The 15,940-nt window shown below is 69.4% G+C and carries 14 protein-coding genes; 8 read left to right on the plus strand and 6 right to left on the minus strand.

The genetic code is table 11. The features are described from left to right. Window positions 1–16 precede the first annotated feature (16 nt). From mnmG to KBY88_RS11495, 4 genes are all read left to right on the plus strand, one after another. The gene (gene mnmG / locus KBY88_RS11480) at window positions 17–1,981 is read left to right on the plus strand and encodes a tRNA uridine-5-carboxymethylaminomethyl(34) synthesis enzyme MnmG (protein WP_254940073.1); all 1,965 of its coding nucleotides are present in this window, start codon (window positions 17–19) and stop codon (window positions 1,979–1,981) included. A 10-nt stretch (window positions 1,982–1,991) separates the two neighbouring features. Continuing rightward, the gene (locus tag KBY88_RS11485; protein ID WP_254940074.1) at window positions 1,992–3,041 is read left to right on the plus strand and encodes a hypothetical protein; all 1,050 of its coding nucleotides are present in this window, start codon (window positions 1,992–1,994) and stop codon (window positions 3,039–3,041) included. 82 nt (window positions 3,042–3,123) lie between these two features. Continuing rightward, window positions 3,124–3,735 carry a chorismate lyase gene (locus KBY88_RS11490; protein WP_254940075.1) on the plus strand — a complete coding sequence of 204 codons (612 nt, stop codon included), beginning with the start codon at window positions 3,124–3,126 and terminating at the stop codon, window positions 3,733–3,735. A gap of 99 nt (window positions 3,736–3,834) precedes the next feature. Continuing rightward, the gene (locus KBY88_RS11495; protein ID WP_254940076.1) at window positions 3,835–4,368 is read left to right on the plus strand and encodes a hypothetical protein; all 534 of its coding nucleotides are present in this window, start codon (window positions 3,835–3,837) and stop codon (window positions 4,366–4,368) included. Here KBY88_RS11495 and KBY88_RS11500 read toward each other — a convergent pair. From KBY88_RS11500 to KBY88_RS11510, 3 genes are all read right to left on the minus strand, one after another. Further along, on the minus strand, window positions 4,289–4,810 hold the full coding sequence (locus KBY88_RS11500) for a DUF1269 domain-containing protein (protein WP_254940077.1): 522 nt from the start codon (window positions 4,808–4,810) through the stop codon (window positions 4,289–4,291). The two genes, KBY88_RS11495 and KBY88_RS11500, sit on opposite strands and share 80 nt — an antisense overlap. Before the next feature lie 107 nt (window positions 4,811–4,917). Further along, window positions 4,918–5,727, minus strand: a complete 810-nt coding sequence (locus KBY88_RS11505; RefSeq protein ID WP_254940078.1) for a hypothetical protein — start codon at window positions 5,725–5,727, stop codon at window positions 4,918–4,920. A gap of 188 nt (window positions 5,728–5,915) precedes the next feature. After that, window positions 5,916–6,443 carry a SprT family zinc-dependent metalloprotease gene (locus KBY88_RS11510; protein ID WP_254940079.1) on the minus strand — a complete coding sequence of 176 codons (528 nt, stop codon included), beginning with the start codon at window positions 6,441–6,443 and terminating at the stop codon, window positions 5,916–5,918. A gap of 99 nt (window positions 6,444–6,542) precedes the next feature. On the opposite strand from KBY88_RS11510, the gene KBY88_RS11515 reads away from it, so the two are divergent. From KBY88_RS11515 to KBY88_RS11525, 3 genes are read left to right on the plus strand one after another with little or no spacing between them, the layout of a single operon-like run. Continuing rightward, window positions 6,543–6,965 (plus strand): hypothetical protein, encoded by a 423-nt coding sequence (locus KBY88_RS11515; RefSeq protein WP_254940080.1) that lies wholly within the window; start codon window positions 6,543–6,545, stop codon window positions 6,963–6,965. A 23-nt stretch (window positions 6,966–6,988) separates the two neighbouring features. Then, on the plus strand, window positions 6,989–9,076 hold the full coding sequence (ligA, locus tag KBY88_RS11520) for an NAD-dependent DNA ligase LigA (protein WP_254940081.1): 2,088 nt from the start codon (window positions 6,989–6,991) through the stop codon (window positions 9,074–9,076). 30 nt (window positions 9,077–9,106) lie between these two features. Then, on the plus strand, window positions 9,107–10,135 hold the full coding sequence (locus KBY88_RS11525) for an AI-2E family transporter (protein WP_254940082.1): 1,029 nt from the start codon (window positions 9,107–9,109) through the stop codon (window positions 10,133–10,135). A gap of 48 nt (window positions 10,136–10,183) precedes the next feature. Here the strand turns inward: KBY88_RS11525 and KBY88_RS11530 are convergent, their stop codons facing one another. After that, window positions 10,184–13,318 (minus strand): choice-of-anchor I family protein, encoded by a 3,135-nt coding sequence (locus KBY88_RS11530; protein WP_254940083.1) that lies wholly within the window; start codon window positions 13,316–13,318, stop codon window positions 10,184–10,186. Between the two features lie 143 nt (window positions 13,319–13,461). On the opposite strand from KBY88_RS11530, the gene KBY88_RS11535 reads away from it, so the two are divergent. Then, a complete protein-coding gene (locus tag KBY88_RS11535) occupies window positions 13,462–13,677 on the plus strand; it encodes a hypothetical protein (protein ID WP_254940084.1) in 216 nt (71 codons plus the stop codon). Here KBY88_RS11535 and KBY88_RS11540 read toward each other — a convergent pair. Together KBY88_RS11540 and KBY88_RS11545 are read right to left on the minus strand one after the other, a co-directional pair. Beyond that, window positions 13,662–14,276, minus strand: coding sequence for a TVP38/TMEM64 family protein (locus KBY88_RS11540; RefSeq protein WP_254940085.1), 615 nt, complete (start codon window positions 14,274–14,276; stop codon window positions 13,662–13,664). The two genes, KBY88_RS11535 and KBY88_RS11540, sit on opposite strands and share 16 nt — an antisense overlap. 270 nt (window positions 14,277–14,546) lie before the next feature. Continuing rightward, window positions 14,547–15,938 carry a DUF6880 family protein gene (locus KBY88_RS11545; RefSeq protein WP_254940086.1) on the minus strand — a complete coding sequence of 464 codons (1,392 nt, stop codon included), beginning with the start codon at window positions 15,936–15,938 and terminating at the stop codon, window positions 14,547–14,549. Window positions 15,939–15,940 lie beyond the last annotated feature (2 nt).

Raw genomic sequence — 15,940 nt, forward strand, 5'->3', positions numbered from 1 at the left:
CCCATACATTGAAAGCATGAGATCCGAGCTGGCCCCCACCGAAAGCTTCGAGCTGATCGTTATTGGTGGCGGCCATGCGGGTTGCGAGGCGGCGCTCACCGCCTCGCGCCTGGGGATCAGCACGGCCCTGTTCACCCTCAACCTCGACCGCATCGCCTGGCAGCCCTGCAACCCGGCCGTGGGCGGTCCGGCCAAGAGCCAGCTGGTGCATGAGGTGGATGCCCTCGGTGGGGTGATCGGGCGACTGGCCGATGCCACCGCCCTGCAGAAGCGCGTGCTGAATGCCAGCCGCGGCCCGGCGGTGTGGGCCCTGCGCGCCCAGACCGACAAGCGCCAGTACGCCCGCCAGATGCTGCAACTGTTGCAGCACACCCCGAACCTGGCCCTGCGGGAGGCGATGGTCACCGACCTGGTGGTGGAGGGCGACCCGGAAGCGGGGGACGCCCGGATCACGGGGGTGCGCACCTATTTCGGCAGTGTCTACGGGGCCGGGACCGTGGTGCTCACCACCGGCACCTTCCTGGGGGGCCGCATCTGGGTGGGGGACCGCTCGATGGCGGCCGGCCGGGCCGGGGAGCAGGCGGCCGAGGGGCTCACCGAAGCCCTGGCTTCCCTGGGCTTTCGCACCGATCGCCTCAAGACCGGCACCCCGGCGCGGGTGGACCGCCGCAGCGTTGCCCTCGATCAGTTGGAGGAGCAACCCAGCGAAGCCGCCGATCGCTTCTTCTCCTTCGATCCGGCCGCTTGGGTGAGCGGGGAGCCGATGAGCTGCCACATCACCCGCACCACCGCCGCCACCCATCAACTCATTCGCGACAACCTGCACCTCACCCCGATCTACGGCGGCTTTATCGACAGCAAAGGGCCGCGTTACTGCCCCTCGATCGAAGACAAGATCGTGCGCTTCGCTGATAAAGAGAGCCACCAGATCTTCCTGGAGCCCGAGGGTCGCGACACCCCCGAGCTCTACATCCAGGGCTTCTCCACCGGCCTGCCCGAGAGCCTGCAGCTGGAGCTGCTGCGCACCCTGCCGGGCCTGGAGCGTTGCGTGATGCTGCGGCCCGCCTACAGCGTCGATTACGACTATCTACCGGCCACCCAGCTCAAGCCGTCCCTGGAAACCAAGCGCGTGGCCGGGCTGTTCAGCGCCGGCCAGCTCAACGGCACCACCGGCTATGAGGAGGCCGCCGCCCAGGGGCTGGTGGCCGGCCTCAACGCCGCCCGGCGCCTGCGGGGCCAGGAGCCCGTGCATTTCCCCCGCGAGGGCAGCTACATCGGCACCTTGATCGACGATCTGGTCACCAAGGACCTCAAGGAGCCCTACCGGGTGCTCACCAGCCGCAGCGAGTACCGGCTGGTGCTCCGCGGCGACAACGCCGACCGGCGCCTCACCCCCCTGGGGCGGGAGCTAGGGCTGATCGATGGCCGTCGCTGGGAGATTTTCGAGGCCAAACAGGCGGCGATCGAGGCCGAGGCCCGGCGGCTGGACACCGTGCGCCTCAAGGAGTCCGATCCGGCGGCGGCGGCGATCGCCGCCGAAACCGACGCCCCGATCAAGGGCTCGATCCTGCTATCGGAGCTGCTGCGGCGCTCCGGCTTCCACAGTGCTGATCTGGTGCGCCACGGCCTGATGGAGGTGGCGCTGCCGGTGGCGGTGCGCGAGGCGGTGGAGATCGACATCAAATACAGCGGCTACCTGGCCCGCCAGCTGCAGCAGATTGAACGGGTGAAACAGCAGGAGCACCGGCCGATCCCCACCGGCACCGCCTATGGCGCCATCGCCACCCTCTCCAAGGAGGCCCGTGAGCGCTTGGCGGCGGTGACCCCGCTGACCCTGGGCCAGGCCGCCCGCATCCCCGGAGTCAGCCCAGCCGACGTCACCGCCTTGATGCTCTTTCTGGAGTTGCAGAAACGGCAGCGGACCCCAGCACCCTCGTCACGCCCGCTCAACCCAGGTACCGTGCTCCCACCGATGCGCTGAGGGCACGTCCATGGCTCCGCGAAGCAGCACCTCAAGAACCGTTTGGGAGCTGCGGGCCGAGCAGGTCATGGATCGGGTGTTCCAGGGGGCCTTCGCGGCCCCAGCCCCGGCGAGCACGGCACACCCTCCGGCGGCGGCCCAAAGCACCGCTGAGGCGGCGAGAGCGGCGGCCAGGGAGTCAGTACGAACGGCAGCAGCCGTCGCTGCAGGGGTGGGTGCTGTTGCCAGCCCAGCGGAGCCGGCGATTGAAGTGGAGGTGCGAGAAGAGCGCCCCTTTGGCTCCCGGTTCTTCGGCGGTGCCCGCCTCTTCCCGATCGATTGGCCCGCGCCCGAGTGGACCCGGGAAATGCGGCACTGGAAGCCCCAGCTCCCCAGCCTCAGCCTCGATGCCCAGCTCCTGGCGGCCGTGCTCGGCCTGTTGGCCCTGTTCACGGCCGGTTCCTCGGTGCTGCTCTGGCGCGGCTGGAACCAGGCCCGCCTGGACCTGCGCCAGGAGCGCAACCTGCAGCTGCTGGAACGCCTGCGCACGATTGGCTTCGGCGCCACGGTTGCCTCGGCGCCCGCGGCGCCCCTGCTGGACCCTGCCAGCAAGGACAAGACCCTGACCCTGGGTGCCACCGGCGTCTCCACCCTGCCGCCACCGCCACCGGAGGAGGCCTGGATGCAGCAGCTGGAACCCCTCCAAGGTGGTGGGGGAGGCGGTGGTGGCGGCTCGGCCGCGGCCCCGCGCTCCTCCAACGTGCTGCGGGTGCCCGTCAGCCGCTCCCTCACCCATCCCGGCCCGCCACCGCCTGTCGGTGCCTCCTCGGCCGGAAGCTCCGTCTCCCGGAGCGATGGGGATGGGGGCAGTGCTGGAGGCGGGCCTGAGCTGGTGGGCGTGGTGCAAGTGCCAGGGCGCTCCGGCTCAGCGATCTTCCAGGTGGGCAGCAGCTCCTCCAGTGTTGGGGTGGGCGAGATGATCGGCTCCAGCGGCTGGCGGCTGCGCTCCGCCTCGGGCGACTCCGCCGTGATCGAGAAGGGCTCCACCCAACGGATGGTCAGCATCAGCGGCGGTTTTTGACCAGCTCCGGTCTGACCAGCTCCGTTATGACCAACTCCGTCATGACCCGATCGCAGCGATGGTCCGTGCTGGCGCCGCAGCCATGAGCGAACCGAACCGGCTGCTGCCCTCCCCTCAAGCGCTCTGGCAGGCCCCCTCAGCCGCTGTCACCGCGGGCGAAGCTGGCGAGACCCTGAGCGGCCCCTGGAAACTGCTGCTGCTCGGGGACGGCAGCCCCACCCGCCACCTGCAGTTGCTCACCGGGGAGCCGGTGACGGTCGAGCTGATCGCCATGGCCCCCGATCGGGACCCTGATCCAGCCAGCCCCCCTGAGCGACCGGCGGAGGTGGCGGAACTGAGGCCGCCTCTGATCCGACGTCAGGTGTGGCTGACCTGCGGCAGCGCCACCCTGGCCTGGGCTGAGAGCTGGTGGAACCTGGAGGCGGCCGAGCGCCACCTCCAGGACCGTCAACAACCAATCTGGCGCAGCCTCACCGCCGATCGAGCCGAGCTGTTTCGAGAGGTGGATGGCCTGGCCCAGGTGAACGCCCCCTGGCTCCAGGGGCGCTTCGCCCAGCCGGGGCCGTTCTGGAGCCGCCACTACCGCTTCTTTCGCGGCGGCATGGAACTGACCGTGATCCGGGAGGTGTTCAGCCCCGCCCTGGAACGCTGGCTGGGGCCGAGCGGCGCTCCCTCCACCGGTCGCACTTCATAACAGTTCGCAGAGTCTGTAACGGCAGGCTGCGGAATTGACTTGACAGCTTGCACCTTGATGTGCATCTACCAGATTGTTGGCACCGACGCTTCCAACCCCATGGCCGCCACCCGCTCAGCCCCCACCGCCAGCCCCCTCGGCCCCTGGCGATCCCTCACCGAACTCGGGCGTCTCCAAGGGCTCTCCGCCGTCCAGTTCGGGCGACTGCTGATTCAGGCGGGCCTTCGGGAGGCCAACGGCCAGCCCAGCGCCCGGGCGATCGCCCAGCGCGTGGCCCATGGGCTCCACGCGGATCAGCCGAACCGTCAGACCTTCTGGCACCAGGAGCGCTGCCTGCGCCTGCTCAAGGAACAAGGGCTGCTGCACCAGCGCACCTCCCCGTTGGTGGAGCAATGGAGCGAGCTCCTGGCTGCTCTTTTCATCGGCTCACCCTCGATCAGCACCTCGGCCGAGCAGATGGCCGAAGAGTTGCCCCTGGAACTGGTCGGGGACGTGAACCATCAACTCAAAGCCAAGGGCTGCCCCTTCCAGGTGAAGCCCCAGGCCAGCCAGCTCAGGTCAGGCGGAGGGCCTCGGCTTGCTTGCTCGCCGTCTCCAGCAGGCCCCGCAAACGGTCTTCGTCGGTATGGCTGAGGCTGGTGCGCAGCAACCTGGCGTGGGGAGCGTGGCGGCGTAGGCGCTCCACCACCCGATCGGGAGTGGACTCGCGCACCAGCAGGCAGAGGGCGGCGCTGCCCCGGGGCAGGCTCTCGCCCACCTCCTTGAGGAAGTTGTCGTTGATGCCCAGATCGGTGAGCGCCCCCGAGGCCGCGCCCACCCCAGCGCCGACGGCCGCGCCCACCAGCGGGTTGAGGAACAGCAGCCCCACCAGCGAACCCCAGAAGCCACCGCTCACGGCGCCGGCCGTCGTGAGGTTGATCGCCTGACGGAGGTGCACGCCACCCTCGGCGTCGTGCTCCACCACCACCGCGTCCTCCAGGGAAATCAGGTGTTCCTGCTGGATGCTCACCAGCTCGCGCCGCACCTCTTCCGCTTCCTCCACCTTGGGGAAGCCGACCACCACCAGATTGCTCATCGCCAGGGCACAAGGATGGCTCCAACCTAGGCAGCGCGCTGCACCGCCACCAGCGGCGGCGGTGATCTGGAGCACCTCAGCCGCAGCGCCTTGGCGCAGGCCGAGGCTCAGCCCCGGCGGCGGGTCGAGCGGGGGAGCGGGCGACCACCCTGACCAGCTGCTGGCGCCGCGGCGCTGGGCCCCTGCACAGGACCGGGTTCAGGCGCCGCCGAGCGGGCCGGTCGCTGCCAACGGGGGACGCTGAACTCATCGGCATCGGGCCAATCCTCTGCCTCGGCTGGGTTGGGGCCGGGCTGATCGACGCGGGTTCCATCGACGCCCGCTGTGCGGCCCTGGGGGGATGCGGACGGGCCCGCAGCGGAGCGCGACGGCTGCCAGCGGGCGGAATCGGAACGCGGCTCCCCTGCCGGCTGGGCGGCGCGGGCTTGCACGGGTGGAAGCAGCGGGGTGGCGCGGCGGGAGATCGCCTCCAGGGGCTGACGGCGCGACTGGGCCGGCGAGAACGGGGCGGCGCGGCGGGTCGGGGTGATCGGGCTGGGCGGCTCAGCGCGGTAGGCCGAACCCCTCGAGGCCGTACCCCCGTTGGGTTCAGCTCCGTAGGCACTCGGGCGGATGGGTGCCTGGCGAGCGCCGGCCGGCGGGCGGGACGGCTCCTGCCAGGGTTCGCGCCAGTCGTCTTCGTCTTCCAGGAGCCAATCGAGCCGGCCCTCCATCCAGCGGCCCAGGCCGCCCAGGCCCGCGCCCCCACCGGCGCGGCCTACGGCGGAGCGCCCGGACGGACGCGAGCCCGGGCGAGCCCCGGCCACCCCATCCACCAGTTGCCGTCCCACATCCAACAAACGATCGAAGCCCTGCTCTCGGCGGGCCTCGGAAGGCTCAGTGCCCCGACGGCGCGGGCGGTTGCTGGATCCGGCCATGGTTCGAGATTACTGACGCTGGCCCCGGAGCCAGCGGCCCCGCAGCCAGCGCTCGCGCCCCAGGCCCACCAGGGCGATGCCCACACCGGAGCACTGAAGCACCAACAAGAAGGTGTCCATGGCGGCGGCGGCGGCAGATTGGAGATTAATGCGGTGGCCCCACGGGGCGGCCTCAGGCGCTAGAGCGCTCAGGCGGCGGTGGGCTCAAAGATCAACAGGCAGCTCTCATGCCAGCGGCCCCCGTGCAACCGGTCGCAGCAGAAGCGGCAGGCCAGCCCCTCGCGCCGGCGCCGGTACGGGGCGCTGACTCCGCAGCTCGGGCAGCGGGCCCGCCAGCGGGCGGCGCTGATCGGCAGCGGGTAGCGGTGGCGCAGGCTCACCTGGAACGTCCCCTGGGCGCCGTTGATCGCCGCCATCCGCGCCCGGAAGCAGGGGCCATGCACCTCCGGCACCTGCAACACCCGGTCCACCCAGGCATGGATCATCTCGTGGCAAAGGGTGCTGAGCGTGGCCTGCCGCGGCAGGGGCTCCAGCAGGGGCCGCGAGAGCACGATCTCGCAGAGGTCACGGCCGCGCTTGTAGAGGCCCGCGGTGCGGCTCATGCGCCCATCGCTCCAGCGCAGCTCCAGCCGGGGCCGATCGAGCGGGGCCAGGCTTCCGCCGAAGTGCTCCCGGTCGAGCCGGTGGAACAGGGGCAACAGGGGCTCGATGGGCATGCCGCGACGGCCGCAGGTCACTGGGCCCAGTCTGAAGTGCCCCGCCTGCGCCGGTCGTCCGTCAGACTCATGGGCTCTTAAACGCCCGTTCGAGCCCCCATGGATCTGGTCCTGGCCCGTGAGATCGGCACCAAAGCGCTGCTGGCCGGTGCCGGAGCCCTGCTCCTTTACTGGACCTACACAGCGGTGAAGCTGGTGATCAGCGCCCGGGGCATCAACCCGCTGATCAAGCAGTTCTTCACCCAGGTGGCCTCCGGACGCATCGACGCCGCCTACCTGCTCACCACCAAGAACTACCGCTCCCACGTCAACCGTCAGCAGTTCATCCGCTTTTTGGCGGGGCTGCAGCTGAACAAGTACAGCAACCTCAAATCCGGGCGCCCGCGGCTGCAGGAGGGCCAGATGATCCTCACCGTCAAGCTCAAGTCCGACGCCAAGGAGGAGCTGCCCCTGGATTTCACCTTTGTGAAGGTGGAGGACGACTGGCGCGTCGATCGCATCGCCAAGCTGTCGGCCAGCTGAGGGGGGCCGCGCATCAACCAGCCGTGAGCGCCACCAGCCCGAGCCCGCAGACCCGCGCCAAGCACCTGCGGGCGCTGCTGAACCGGGCCGCCCACGCCTACTACGTGCTCGACGCCCCGCTGATGGAGGATCCGGTCTACGACCGGCTCTACCGGGAGCTGCTGGAACTGGAGAGCGCTCACCCGGAGCTGCTGGCCGCCGACAGCCCCACCCAGCGCGTCGGCGGTGCCCCCGCAGGCGGGTTTCAAAGCGTGGAGCACCGCATCGGCCTGCTCAGCCTCGACAACGGCTTCAGCCGCCAAGAGCTCGAGGCCTGGTACAACCGCCTGCTCAAGGTGCTCGATCGCCTGCCGGAACCCGGCCAACCCCTGCCGGCCCTCGCGATGGTCAGCGAGCTCAAGATCGACGGCAACGCCCTCGCCCTCAGCTATGAGCGCGGCCTGCTGGTGCGGGCCGCCACCCGGGGCGATGGGGAGCGCGGCGAGGAGATCACCGCCAATGTGCGCACGATCCAGGCGGTGCCCCTGCGGCTGCAACTGGAGGATCCGCCGCCCTGGGTGGAGGTGCGCGGGGAGGCCCTGATCCGCGATGACACCTTCGCGGTGATCAACGCCGAGCGCAATGAGCGGGGAGAGGCCCCCTTCGCCAACCCCCGCAATGCCTGCGCCGGCACCCTGCGTCAGCTCGATCCCCGGGTGGTGGCCTCCCGGCGGCTGGATTTCTTCGCCTACACCCTGCACCTGCCCGACGACTGGCGGCCGGTCTCGGCTGGGCGGCCCAGCAGCCAATGGGACTCGCTTCAGTGGCTGGCGGCCGCCGGTTTCCGGGTGAATCCCAACGCCGAGCGCTGCGTCGATCTGGCGGCCGTGGAATCGTTCTTTTCGGCCTGGGAGAGGCGGCGGGCGCAGCTCCCCTACGCCACCGACGGGGTGGTGGTGAAGCTCGACGACCTCAGGCTCCAGGACGCCGCCGGCTTCACCCAGAAGGCGCCCCGCTGGGCGATCGCGCTCAAGTACGCCGCCGAGGAGGCCCCCAGCCGGCTGCTGCGCCTCAGCGCCCAGGTCGGCCGCACGGGGGTGGTGACACCGGTGGCCGAGTTCGAACCCGTGCCCCTGGCGGGCACGACGGTGAGCCGCGCCACCCTGCACAACGCCGACCGCCTGGCGGAGCTGGATCTCCGCATCGGCGACACGGTGGTGGTGCGCAAGGCCGGCGAGATCATCCCCGAGGTGGTGCGCGTGCTGAGCGAGCTACGACCCGCGGGGGCGGTGCGGCTGGAGCTGCCCCACGCCTGCCCGGAGTGCGGCTCCGAGCTGGTGCGCGAAGAGGGGGAGGCGGCCACCCGTTGCGTCAACTCCAGCTGCCCGGCGATCCTGCGCGGCTCCCTGCGCCACTGGGTGGCCCGCGACGCCCTCGATGTGGACGGCGCCGGCGGCAAGCTGATCGAGCAGCTGGTGGACCGGGGCCTGGTGGGCTCAATCGCCGACCTCTACCGGCTCGATGAAGCCCTGCTCGCCAGCCTGGAGCGCCTGGGCGAGAGGTCAGCCGCCAACCTGGTGGAGGCCCTGGCGGCCTCGAAGCGCCGTCCCTGGCACCGGCTGCTCTACGGCCTCGGCATCCACCATGTGGGCAGCGTGAACGCCAAGGCCCTGGCCAAAGCCTTCCCCAGCGCCAGCGCACTGGGCGCCGCCGCCCTGGAGCGACCCGAGGCGGTCACGGCCGTGTTCGGCGTCGGCGCGGAGATCGCCCAGAGCCTGCAGCAGTGGTTCGCCACCCCTGCCAACCAGGCGCTGCTGGAGCAACTGGGGGCCTTGGGGCTGCCCCTGGCGGCGTCTGAGGCCGAGCGGGCGGGAGCGGGGGGCAGCGGCGCCGATGGCCCCCTGACAGGCCAGACCCTGGTGCTCACCGGCACCCTGCCGACCTTGAGCCGCAGCGCCGCCCAGGCCCTGATCGAGGCGGCCGGCGGCAAGGTGAGCGGCTCGGTGAGCAAGAAAACCAGCTACGTGGTGGCGGGCGAGGAGGCGGGCAGCAAGCTCAGCAAAGCCGAAGCGCTGGGGGTGGCGGTGCTCGATGAGGCGGGGCTGAAGGAGTTGCTGGGGGAGGGCGCATAGCATCCGGCCACCCTGGGCCGCTGGCCGCCGATGAGCACCACCCATCTGGTCCGCTACCTGCTGATCGTGGCCAGCGCTGCGGTCACCGTGGTGCTGTTCAACTACTTCGCGGGCACGATCGGCCTGTTCACCGCCGCCGGCATCGTGGCAGCGCTGCTGAACATCCCCCTGGCCTGGCTGGAGCGGCGGATCCCCCGGCCCCTGGCGATCACGGTGGTGGCCCTTGGTGCCCTGGTGCTGGCGACCGCCTTCATCGCCCTGGTGGGCCTGCAGGTGCTTAACCAGGGCCAGAGCCTGGTATTCGACCTGCGTAACACCCTCAAAACCCAGGACCTCAGCCCCCTGCACCGTTACCTGGAGGGCTACGGCCTCGACAAGATCACCCAATTGCTGCAGGCGGGGCTGGTGACGGGGCTGGGGGTGCTGCAGACCCTCTTCACCAGCGCCTTCACGGGCATCTTCGGAGCGGTGATCAGCCTCTACCTGCTGATCGACGGCGAACAACTCTGGCGGGGCTTCCTGGGCTGGTTGCCGGATGCCCACCGGGACCGCTTCGAGCGCACCTTCAAGCAAAGCTTTCTGGGCTTCATCAACGGCCAGCTGCTGCTGATGCTGTTCCTCACCCTGAGCACGGCGGTGGTGTTCCCGCTGGTGGGGGTGAAGTACGCCCTGCTGCTGGCGGTGATCGTGGGCGTGCTCGATGCGATCCCGGGTATCGGTGCCACCCTCGGGATCGTGCTGGTCACGGCGCTGGTGTTCGCCTCCCAGGGGGGCGACATCGCCATGCGGGCCCTGATCGCCTCGCTCGTGCTGGGCCAGATCCAGGACAACGTCGTGCACCCGCGGGTGATGGGCAAGGCGATGGAGCTCAACCCGGTGGTGCTGTTTCTGGCCCTCTTCATCGGCCAGCGGACCGCGGGCCTGCTGGGGGTGTTCCTCTCGATTCCGATCGCCGGCATGGTGGCGATCTGGCTGCAGTCACTGCGGCTGGAGGCGGCCGGAGCCCTGTCGCAACCGGCACCGATACCACCAGCCGCAGCGCCCCCAGCGCAGCCCTGAGCACACCCGGTGCGAAGCACCAGGAGGTGCCCCGAACCGGGTCGTTGGTCAGAACAGGTCCGGCCGCTGCTCGATCAGCACCAGCTGACCGCCCTCCACCAGGTAGCCGCTGCCGCCACCGAGGTTGCCGCCCGTGAGGCTGTGGGCCTGCACATCCGCCAGGAAGAAGCTGCCCGGTGCCGCGCCATAAATCGAGGAGACATCGATGATCCCTGAGGATTCCCAGTTGCCCGCATCCAGCGGTGCACCATCGCTCTGGCCGTAGGCGCCGGGCACCGCGCTGCGGTCGATCTGGGCCCAGCGGCTGGTGAGCGCCTGGCCGGTGAGCGGATCGAGACTGGTGGGGTTCAGCTTCCAGATCGAGGCTTCCTGGGTGGCGAAGCTGGAGGGAGCCACGGAGCGGTCTTCCTGGATGTAGATGGAGCCGTCGGCGCTCCAGGCGAGGTTGTCCGGGCTGCGAATGCCCTCGGCGGGGTTGACGAGGCGATCGGCGTCGTAGATCACCCGCAGGGTGCTGGAGCCCGTGGGGGCCAGGGTGCCGTTGGCGGCGAAGGCGCCCATGAAATCGATGGTCTGCACATTGCCGTACAGATCAGCGCCACTGCCCCCGGTGGTGTTGAACACCACCTGCTGGCCGTTGCTGGGATTCACATCGCCGTCTTCAATCCGCTGGAACTGCTGGGCACCCTTGCCCAGGGCCAGAGTGCGCAGCTCGACTGCCGAGAGCGCCGACACGTCGGTGCCTGTGCCGAGCTTCACCCAGCGGCCCGCCACCGGGGTGGAGAGGGCCACTGCATTGAGGTCAGCCGTGTCTGCCCCGGCGCTGCCATTGGCATCGGGGAGACTGGTGGGCTTCCAGGCGTAGAGGGAGCCATTGGCGGCCGCGAGGCCGTTGCGCTCGAGGAATCCACCCGCTGTCTTGTTGCCCACCCAGAGGTACAGGGGGGCGGCTGAGTCATCAAACAGCAGCACCGCCACGGTGTTGGCACTGCCCGTGTTGATCAAGGTGGCGTTCTCGAAGCCGGCGCGGCCGAAGCCGGGAACCTCGTAGAGATCATCGTTGGCCACATCGAGGGCATAGAAGGCTCCGCCGGCGGGAGCACCGGGGTAGGAGGCCGCAGAGGATTCCTCCCCGGCCAGATAAAGGCGGTCGGCGAAGCCGAGGCCGGAGCCAAAGCTGTTGGCCTGCACCAGGGCCCCCGAGCAGAAGCGATCGAAACCGTTGGTGTCGGCGCCGATCACCTTGTCGTAGGCGAGGCCACCCCGCAGGATCTTCGACTGGAAGCCGTTGGCGGCCCTATCGTCGGTGTCGATGTCGACAATGAACTTGCTGATGCGGGCTCCGGTCACAGGGCCCGTGAGCCCTTCAGCTGTGTACTGATAGCCGACAGCGGCGCCCAGCTCGCTGTTCACGAGCAGGGTGTAGGTGCCGTCGCCGTTGGCGTAGGCGCCCAGGCCGTCGAAGAGTCCCGTGGGGGTGTACGGAGTGCTGAAGGGGGTGAGTCCGGCCGTGACTTCACCATTGGTGATCAGGCTGTTGATCCTGAGCTCCGCGCCACCGGCCACATCCTTGAGCATGGTGCCCTTGAAGGCTCCGGCTCCGGCCACGGGCGGAGCCGCGATCAACGCCTGCAGGTCGAGGACATTGAGCGTGTTGGAGACTTCGTTGGAAACCACCAGCAGGTCGCGGCCGGTGGTGCTTTCGTCGGCCTTGATCACCTTGAGGCCCTCGGGGGAGAGGCTGCCGGGGATCACGGTGCTGGTCACGAAGCGGCTGGCGGCCGGATCGGTCACGTCGAACACCGCCAACAGGCTGCTGGTGGTGCGCTCGGTGCTGACAATCGCGTAAGTGCGACCCCTCAATTTGGCCACCACCACACCTTCGGGCTCGACGCCCTTGTCGTCGCTACGGCCGTCGTCGTAGACACCGGCGGCCACGGCGATCGTCTGGAGGATGTTGCCGCTGTCCCAGAGCAGGGCGCCCGTGTCGGCATCGAAGAGACTGATGCTGCGGCCGCCGAAGGTGGTGATGCGATCGGGGGCACCCACCGTGGCGTCATCCTTGAGGCGCTTGACCCGATCGGCGCCGCTGCCACGCGCCTCATCGAGATAGCCGGGGTAGTCGCGGGCGTCGCCCTCGTTGGCGGTGATGAAGTAATCCCTGCCGCCCACCCGGTAGGCGGCAATGCCATCGGGTTGGCGCAGGCCCTCGTAGGGCTGGCCGATCATGGGCTTGAAACCAGCCCCGCTGGCATCACGGTCGGTGAGATCCACCAGTTGCTTGCTGAAATCAACGGCGCCGAGGGCAAAGATCTTCTCAATCGTCCTGCCCTCGAGGTTCACCTTTGCGACCCCATTGTTCTCCTGCAGGGTGACGTAGGCGTACTTGCCCAGAATCGAGACATACTCGGGCTCGATGTCGGTGAGCTGGCTGGTGCCCGGCGGACCGGAGATCCGGATCCCGCTGGGGAGGGTGAGGCCCGCAAAGGTCAGATCGGTGTAGGTGAAGGCCCTGCGGCCTGGCATGCCCTTGATATCGATGATGCCGATGCTGCCGATCGGATCACCCTTGGAAGGGTTGAGCGGATCGGTGCCATAGCCGGCGATCGGCTCGCCTTCATTCGCGATCACGAGCTTGGTGCCATCGCCGTTGAAGGCGATGCTGTCGGGGAGGTACCCCACCTCCACATCCCTCAGCACGGTGACGCTGCCATCGCCGGCGAGGCGGTAGAAGCGCACCAGTCCCTTACCGCCATTGGTGGCGTAGTCGATCGGGGAGAGGGCCACCGCCACCAGGTTGCCCTTGGTGGCCACCGACTGGCTGTTGTAGCCAGCGAAGGAGATCCGCTGGGGGGCAACGGCCGGGGCACCGGGCAGGGCCGGGTTGGTGGCGTCGGTCACCTGCAGGGTGCTGCCACCGCCGGAGGAAAGGATGAAAAGCTTGCCACCGATTCTCACCGAGGCCGAGATCTCGGTCTGAAAGTTCTCGACCGGATTGGGGGTCTGGGGGCCGGTGGAGAGGTTGAGGCTTCCCAGCAGGGGGTTGGCCGGGGCCGGGGGGCGGCGGTCGCGGTCGTCGTCGCGGCCGCCCCTGGGCCCGTCATCCCGGCGGGAGCGGGCCGACTGCAGGAGATCGTCGAAGATCGAGCGCGCAAGGAAGCCAACCTTTTGCTGGGGTGCCATGGATCAGGGGCTGGGGGAGATCGACACCTTCTTCTGGGCCGATTCCTGGCGTCGTTATCGGCAGATGAGGGTCTGGTTAACGCCACAGCCCGGCGTTGCCCCTGGCACATGCCTAGGTTGGATCGGCTGCGCTTCGTCACGCCATGGCCCCTGCCCAAGCAGTCACGCCACCGGCCGTTTTCCGCTGGATCAAGACCGATTGCGGCCGCGCCCAGTACAGCGAGCTGGCCACCCGGCCCGGCCCCCTGGCCCGTCTGCGGCTGGTCTGGTTCGTGGTGGTCGCGGCGCTGCGGGACTGGCCCCTGGCTGAACCAGCCGACCCCTTGAATCCCGCCAACGAGGATCAGGGCAACTCCTGAGTGTTGGCTTCCAGGGCCTGCCGCGCCGCCCGGCCCGCCACCCAGATCGAGGCGATCGTGGCCGCCAGCCCCACCAGACGCAAAGCCCAGGTGCCCGCATCCGCCCGGCCGGAGAGCACCTCGCCGAAACGCGCCACATCCCCTGCCAGGGCACCCAGGGCACAGAAGAGAACTGTGCCGGGCAGGATCGCGATCAGGCCGATCGTGTAGTCCCGGAAGCTCACCTCACTGAGGCCATAGGCCAGGTTCAGCAGGCTGAAGGGGAAGGCCGGCGAGAGGCGCGTGAGCACCACCAGCTTGAGGCCCTCACGGCTCACCGCCTGCTCGATCGCCAGCAGCCTGGGGCTGCTGGCCAGTCGCCGCCGCGCCCACTCCCGCAACCGGCTGCGCCCCAGCAGAAACACCGCCATCGCCCCCAGCGACGCCCCGACAAACACCAGCGCGCTGCCCAGCACCGTGCCGTAGAGGGCGCCGGCCAGCATCGAGGCCCAGACCCCAGGCAGCAGCAACGTCACCCAGAGGGCATAGAGGGGGATGAAGGCGACGGCCCCCAGGGGCGAACGCAGGGCGGAAAGCAGTTGATCAAGCAGCGAATCCATGGCCCAGGTCACCTGAGCAGCAGGCTAGGAGCCGTCCCAGGAGCGGCCCCCTCCCTGCCCCAGGCCATGGACCAGCCCCCGAGTCGACCGCGTCGCGCTTCCGTCATCCCGTCCCCAGCGAACCAGCTCCAGGGATTGGCTGGGGGAGCTGCGGGCCTGAATCGAGCGCTGCCACCTTGGCGGCGATGCCCACCAGGCCTGGACAGACCTGCGGGCTCCTCGCACCACACTGAGCACCTGAGCCCGGTCTCGTTCAGTCTGCTCTGGCGCTCAGGATGCCCCAGTCAGCTCCCAGAAGCCGTACTTGCGGCCGTGGTCGCGCCGCAGGCGAGCCAAGTAGGCGTCATGGGGGTCAATGGCTCCCCAGATCTCGATCCTCGAGGCCAGCGTCGCGCAGGTGTCCAGATGGCGGGCGGCGTGGCGGTAGCGGGTGGATCGGCCTTGCCCGAGGCTGAAATCGATCAGCGCCCGCAGGCAGAGCGTCGCGGCCAGGGGCTGCTCCAACTCAAGACGCTCGGCCACCGGGCCCAACAGCGCGTAGGCGTCACCATCGAGCTCGCCCTGGCGCGCCAGGATCAACCGGGCGGCCCGGCGCCGATCGGGCCATTGGTGCAGGAACTGCAGGGCGAGGGGGAAGCTGGGGTGATCCAAGCCCAGATCGAGGGCCCGCTCCTCTTCCTCCACCTCCTCGAAATCGGGGAGTCGCCTGAGGTAGTCGCGCAGGTGGCGAATCGAGAGACTGCGCTCCACCTCCACCCAGCGCAGGCCCTGGGCTTCGGGGCCACGATCAAGGGCCTCCAGGGCCGCCAAGCGGGCGTCCAACCATGCGCCCCGGCCGGCGGTGCGGCGTTCATCCAGAACGGCGCCCTCCAACAGCTCCAGGGCCTCATCGGCCCGACCTGCCGGCGTGAGCCGCTCGGCCACCTCAGCAGCGATCGCCGGCAGCGACAGCAGCTTCGGATCATGGTCGCGGTACTCGGCCAGGTAGGCCTGGGCATCGCCGAGGGCATCGGCGATGTCGAGCATCGCCAGCCGCACGATCGACACCCGCGATGTGTGGGCCGCTCCAGAGGCTCGGCGGTCACGCAGCGTCTCCAGGCGCTGACGCAGATGGGCCAGGCCCGCCTCCCCTAGCGCGCCCGCAAGCTGCTCGATCAGGTGGTCGAACTGTCCATAGCCGTTGTCCATCAACGCCGCGTAGATCTGATCCGCCAGCGCTTCGGGGTTCACAGCGCAGCGGGCCGCCACCACCCCCAGATCCGCCGTGGCCTGATGAAACAGCGGCATCACAGAGCCGTCGCTGTCATCGCAGCGCTCGATCACCGGCTCCACCAGTTCCAGGAAGGTCCAGAGCAGCTCCACCGCCAGGGCCGGATCCTGTTCGGCAATCGGCCCGCTGATCGCCTGGCGTTGCTGCTCCAGGTCCTTCAGCAGCGTCTTGCGCTGGCGGCTGTCGAGGAAGCTGCCGGCGCGAGCCACGGTGGCCAGGCGTTTGCGCACCTCCCGGGCGATCTCCGCGGGCCCACTCTGCTGGGCCAGGGCGAGCCGCAGCAGCCGTTTGGCGGAGGCGTTGCCCTGCACCACCTCGATCAGCAAGTCCGCCAGCCGCGGAGCCCCGAGGGCCTCCAGGTTCTTCGCATTGAGGGTGGTGCCTGCTGCCACGG

This window comes from Cyanobium sp. Morenito 9A2 (assembly GCF_024345575.1).
In the GTDB taxonomy this organism is placed as follows: domain Bacteria; phylum Cyanobacteriota; class Cyanobacteriia; order PCC-6307; family Cyanobiaceae; genus ATX-6F1.

Coding starts and splice junctions, on each gene's coding strand:
- mnmG (WP_254940073.1), top strand. CDS start 17: ATGAGATCCGAGCTGGCCCCCACCGAAAGCTTCGAGCTGATCGTTATT.
- KBY88_RS11485 (WP_254940074.1), top strand. CDS start 1,992: ATGGCTCCGCGAAGCAGCACCTCAAGAACCGTTTGGGAGCTGCGGGCC.
- KBY88_RS11490 (WP_254940075.1), top strand. CDS start 3,124: ATGAGCGAACCGAACCGGCTGCTGCCCTCCCCTCAAGCGCTCTGGCAG.
- KBY88_RS11495 (WP_254940076.1), top strand. CDS start 3,835: ATGGCCGCCACCCGCTCAGCCCCCACCGCCAGCCCCCTCGGCCCCTGG.
- KBY88_RS11500 (WP_254940077.1), bottom strand. CDS start 4,810: ATGAGCAATCTGGTGGTGGTCGGCTTCCCCAAGGTGGAGGAAGCGGAA.
- KBY88_RS11505 (WP_254940078.1), bottom strand. CDS start 5,727: ATGGCCGGATCCAGCAACCGCCCGCGCCGTCGGGGCACTGAGCCTTCC.
- KBY88_RS11510 (WP_254940079.1), bottom strand. CDS start 6,443: ATGCCCATCGAGCCCCTGTTGCCCCTGTTCCACCGGCTCGACCGGGAG.
- KBY88_RS11515 (WP_254940080.1), top strand. CDS start 6,543: ATGGATCTGGTCCTGGCCCGTGAGATCGGCACCAAAGCGCTGCTGGCC.
- KBY88_RS11525 (WP_254940082.1), top strand. CDS start 9,107: ATGAGCACCACCCATCTGGTCCGCTACCTGCTGATCGTGGCCAGCGCT.
- KBY88_RS11530 (WP_254940083.1), bottom strand. CDS start 13,318: ATGGCACCCCAGCAAAAGGTTGGCTTCCTTGCGCGCTCGATCTTCGAC.
- KBY88_RS11535 (WP_254940084.1), top strand. CDS start 13,462: ATGGCCCCTGCCCAAGCAGTCACGCCACCGGCCGTTTTCCGCTGGATC.
- KBY88_RS11540 (WP_254940085.1), bottom strand. CDS start 14,276: ATGGATTCGCTGCTTGATCAACTGCTTTCCGCCCTGCGTTCGCCCCTG.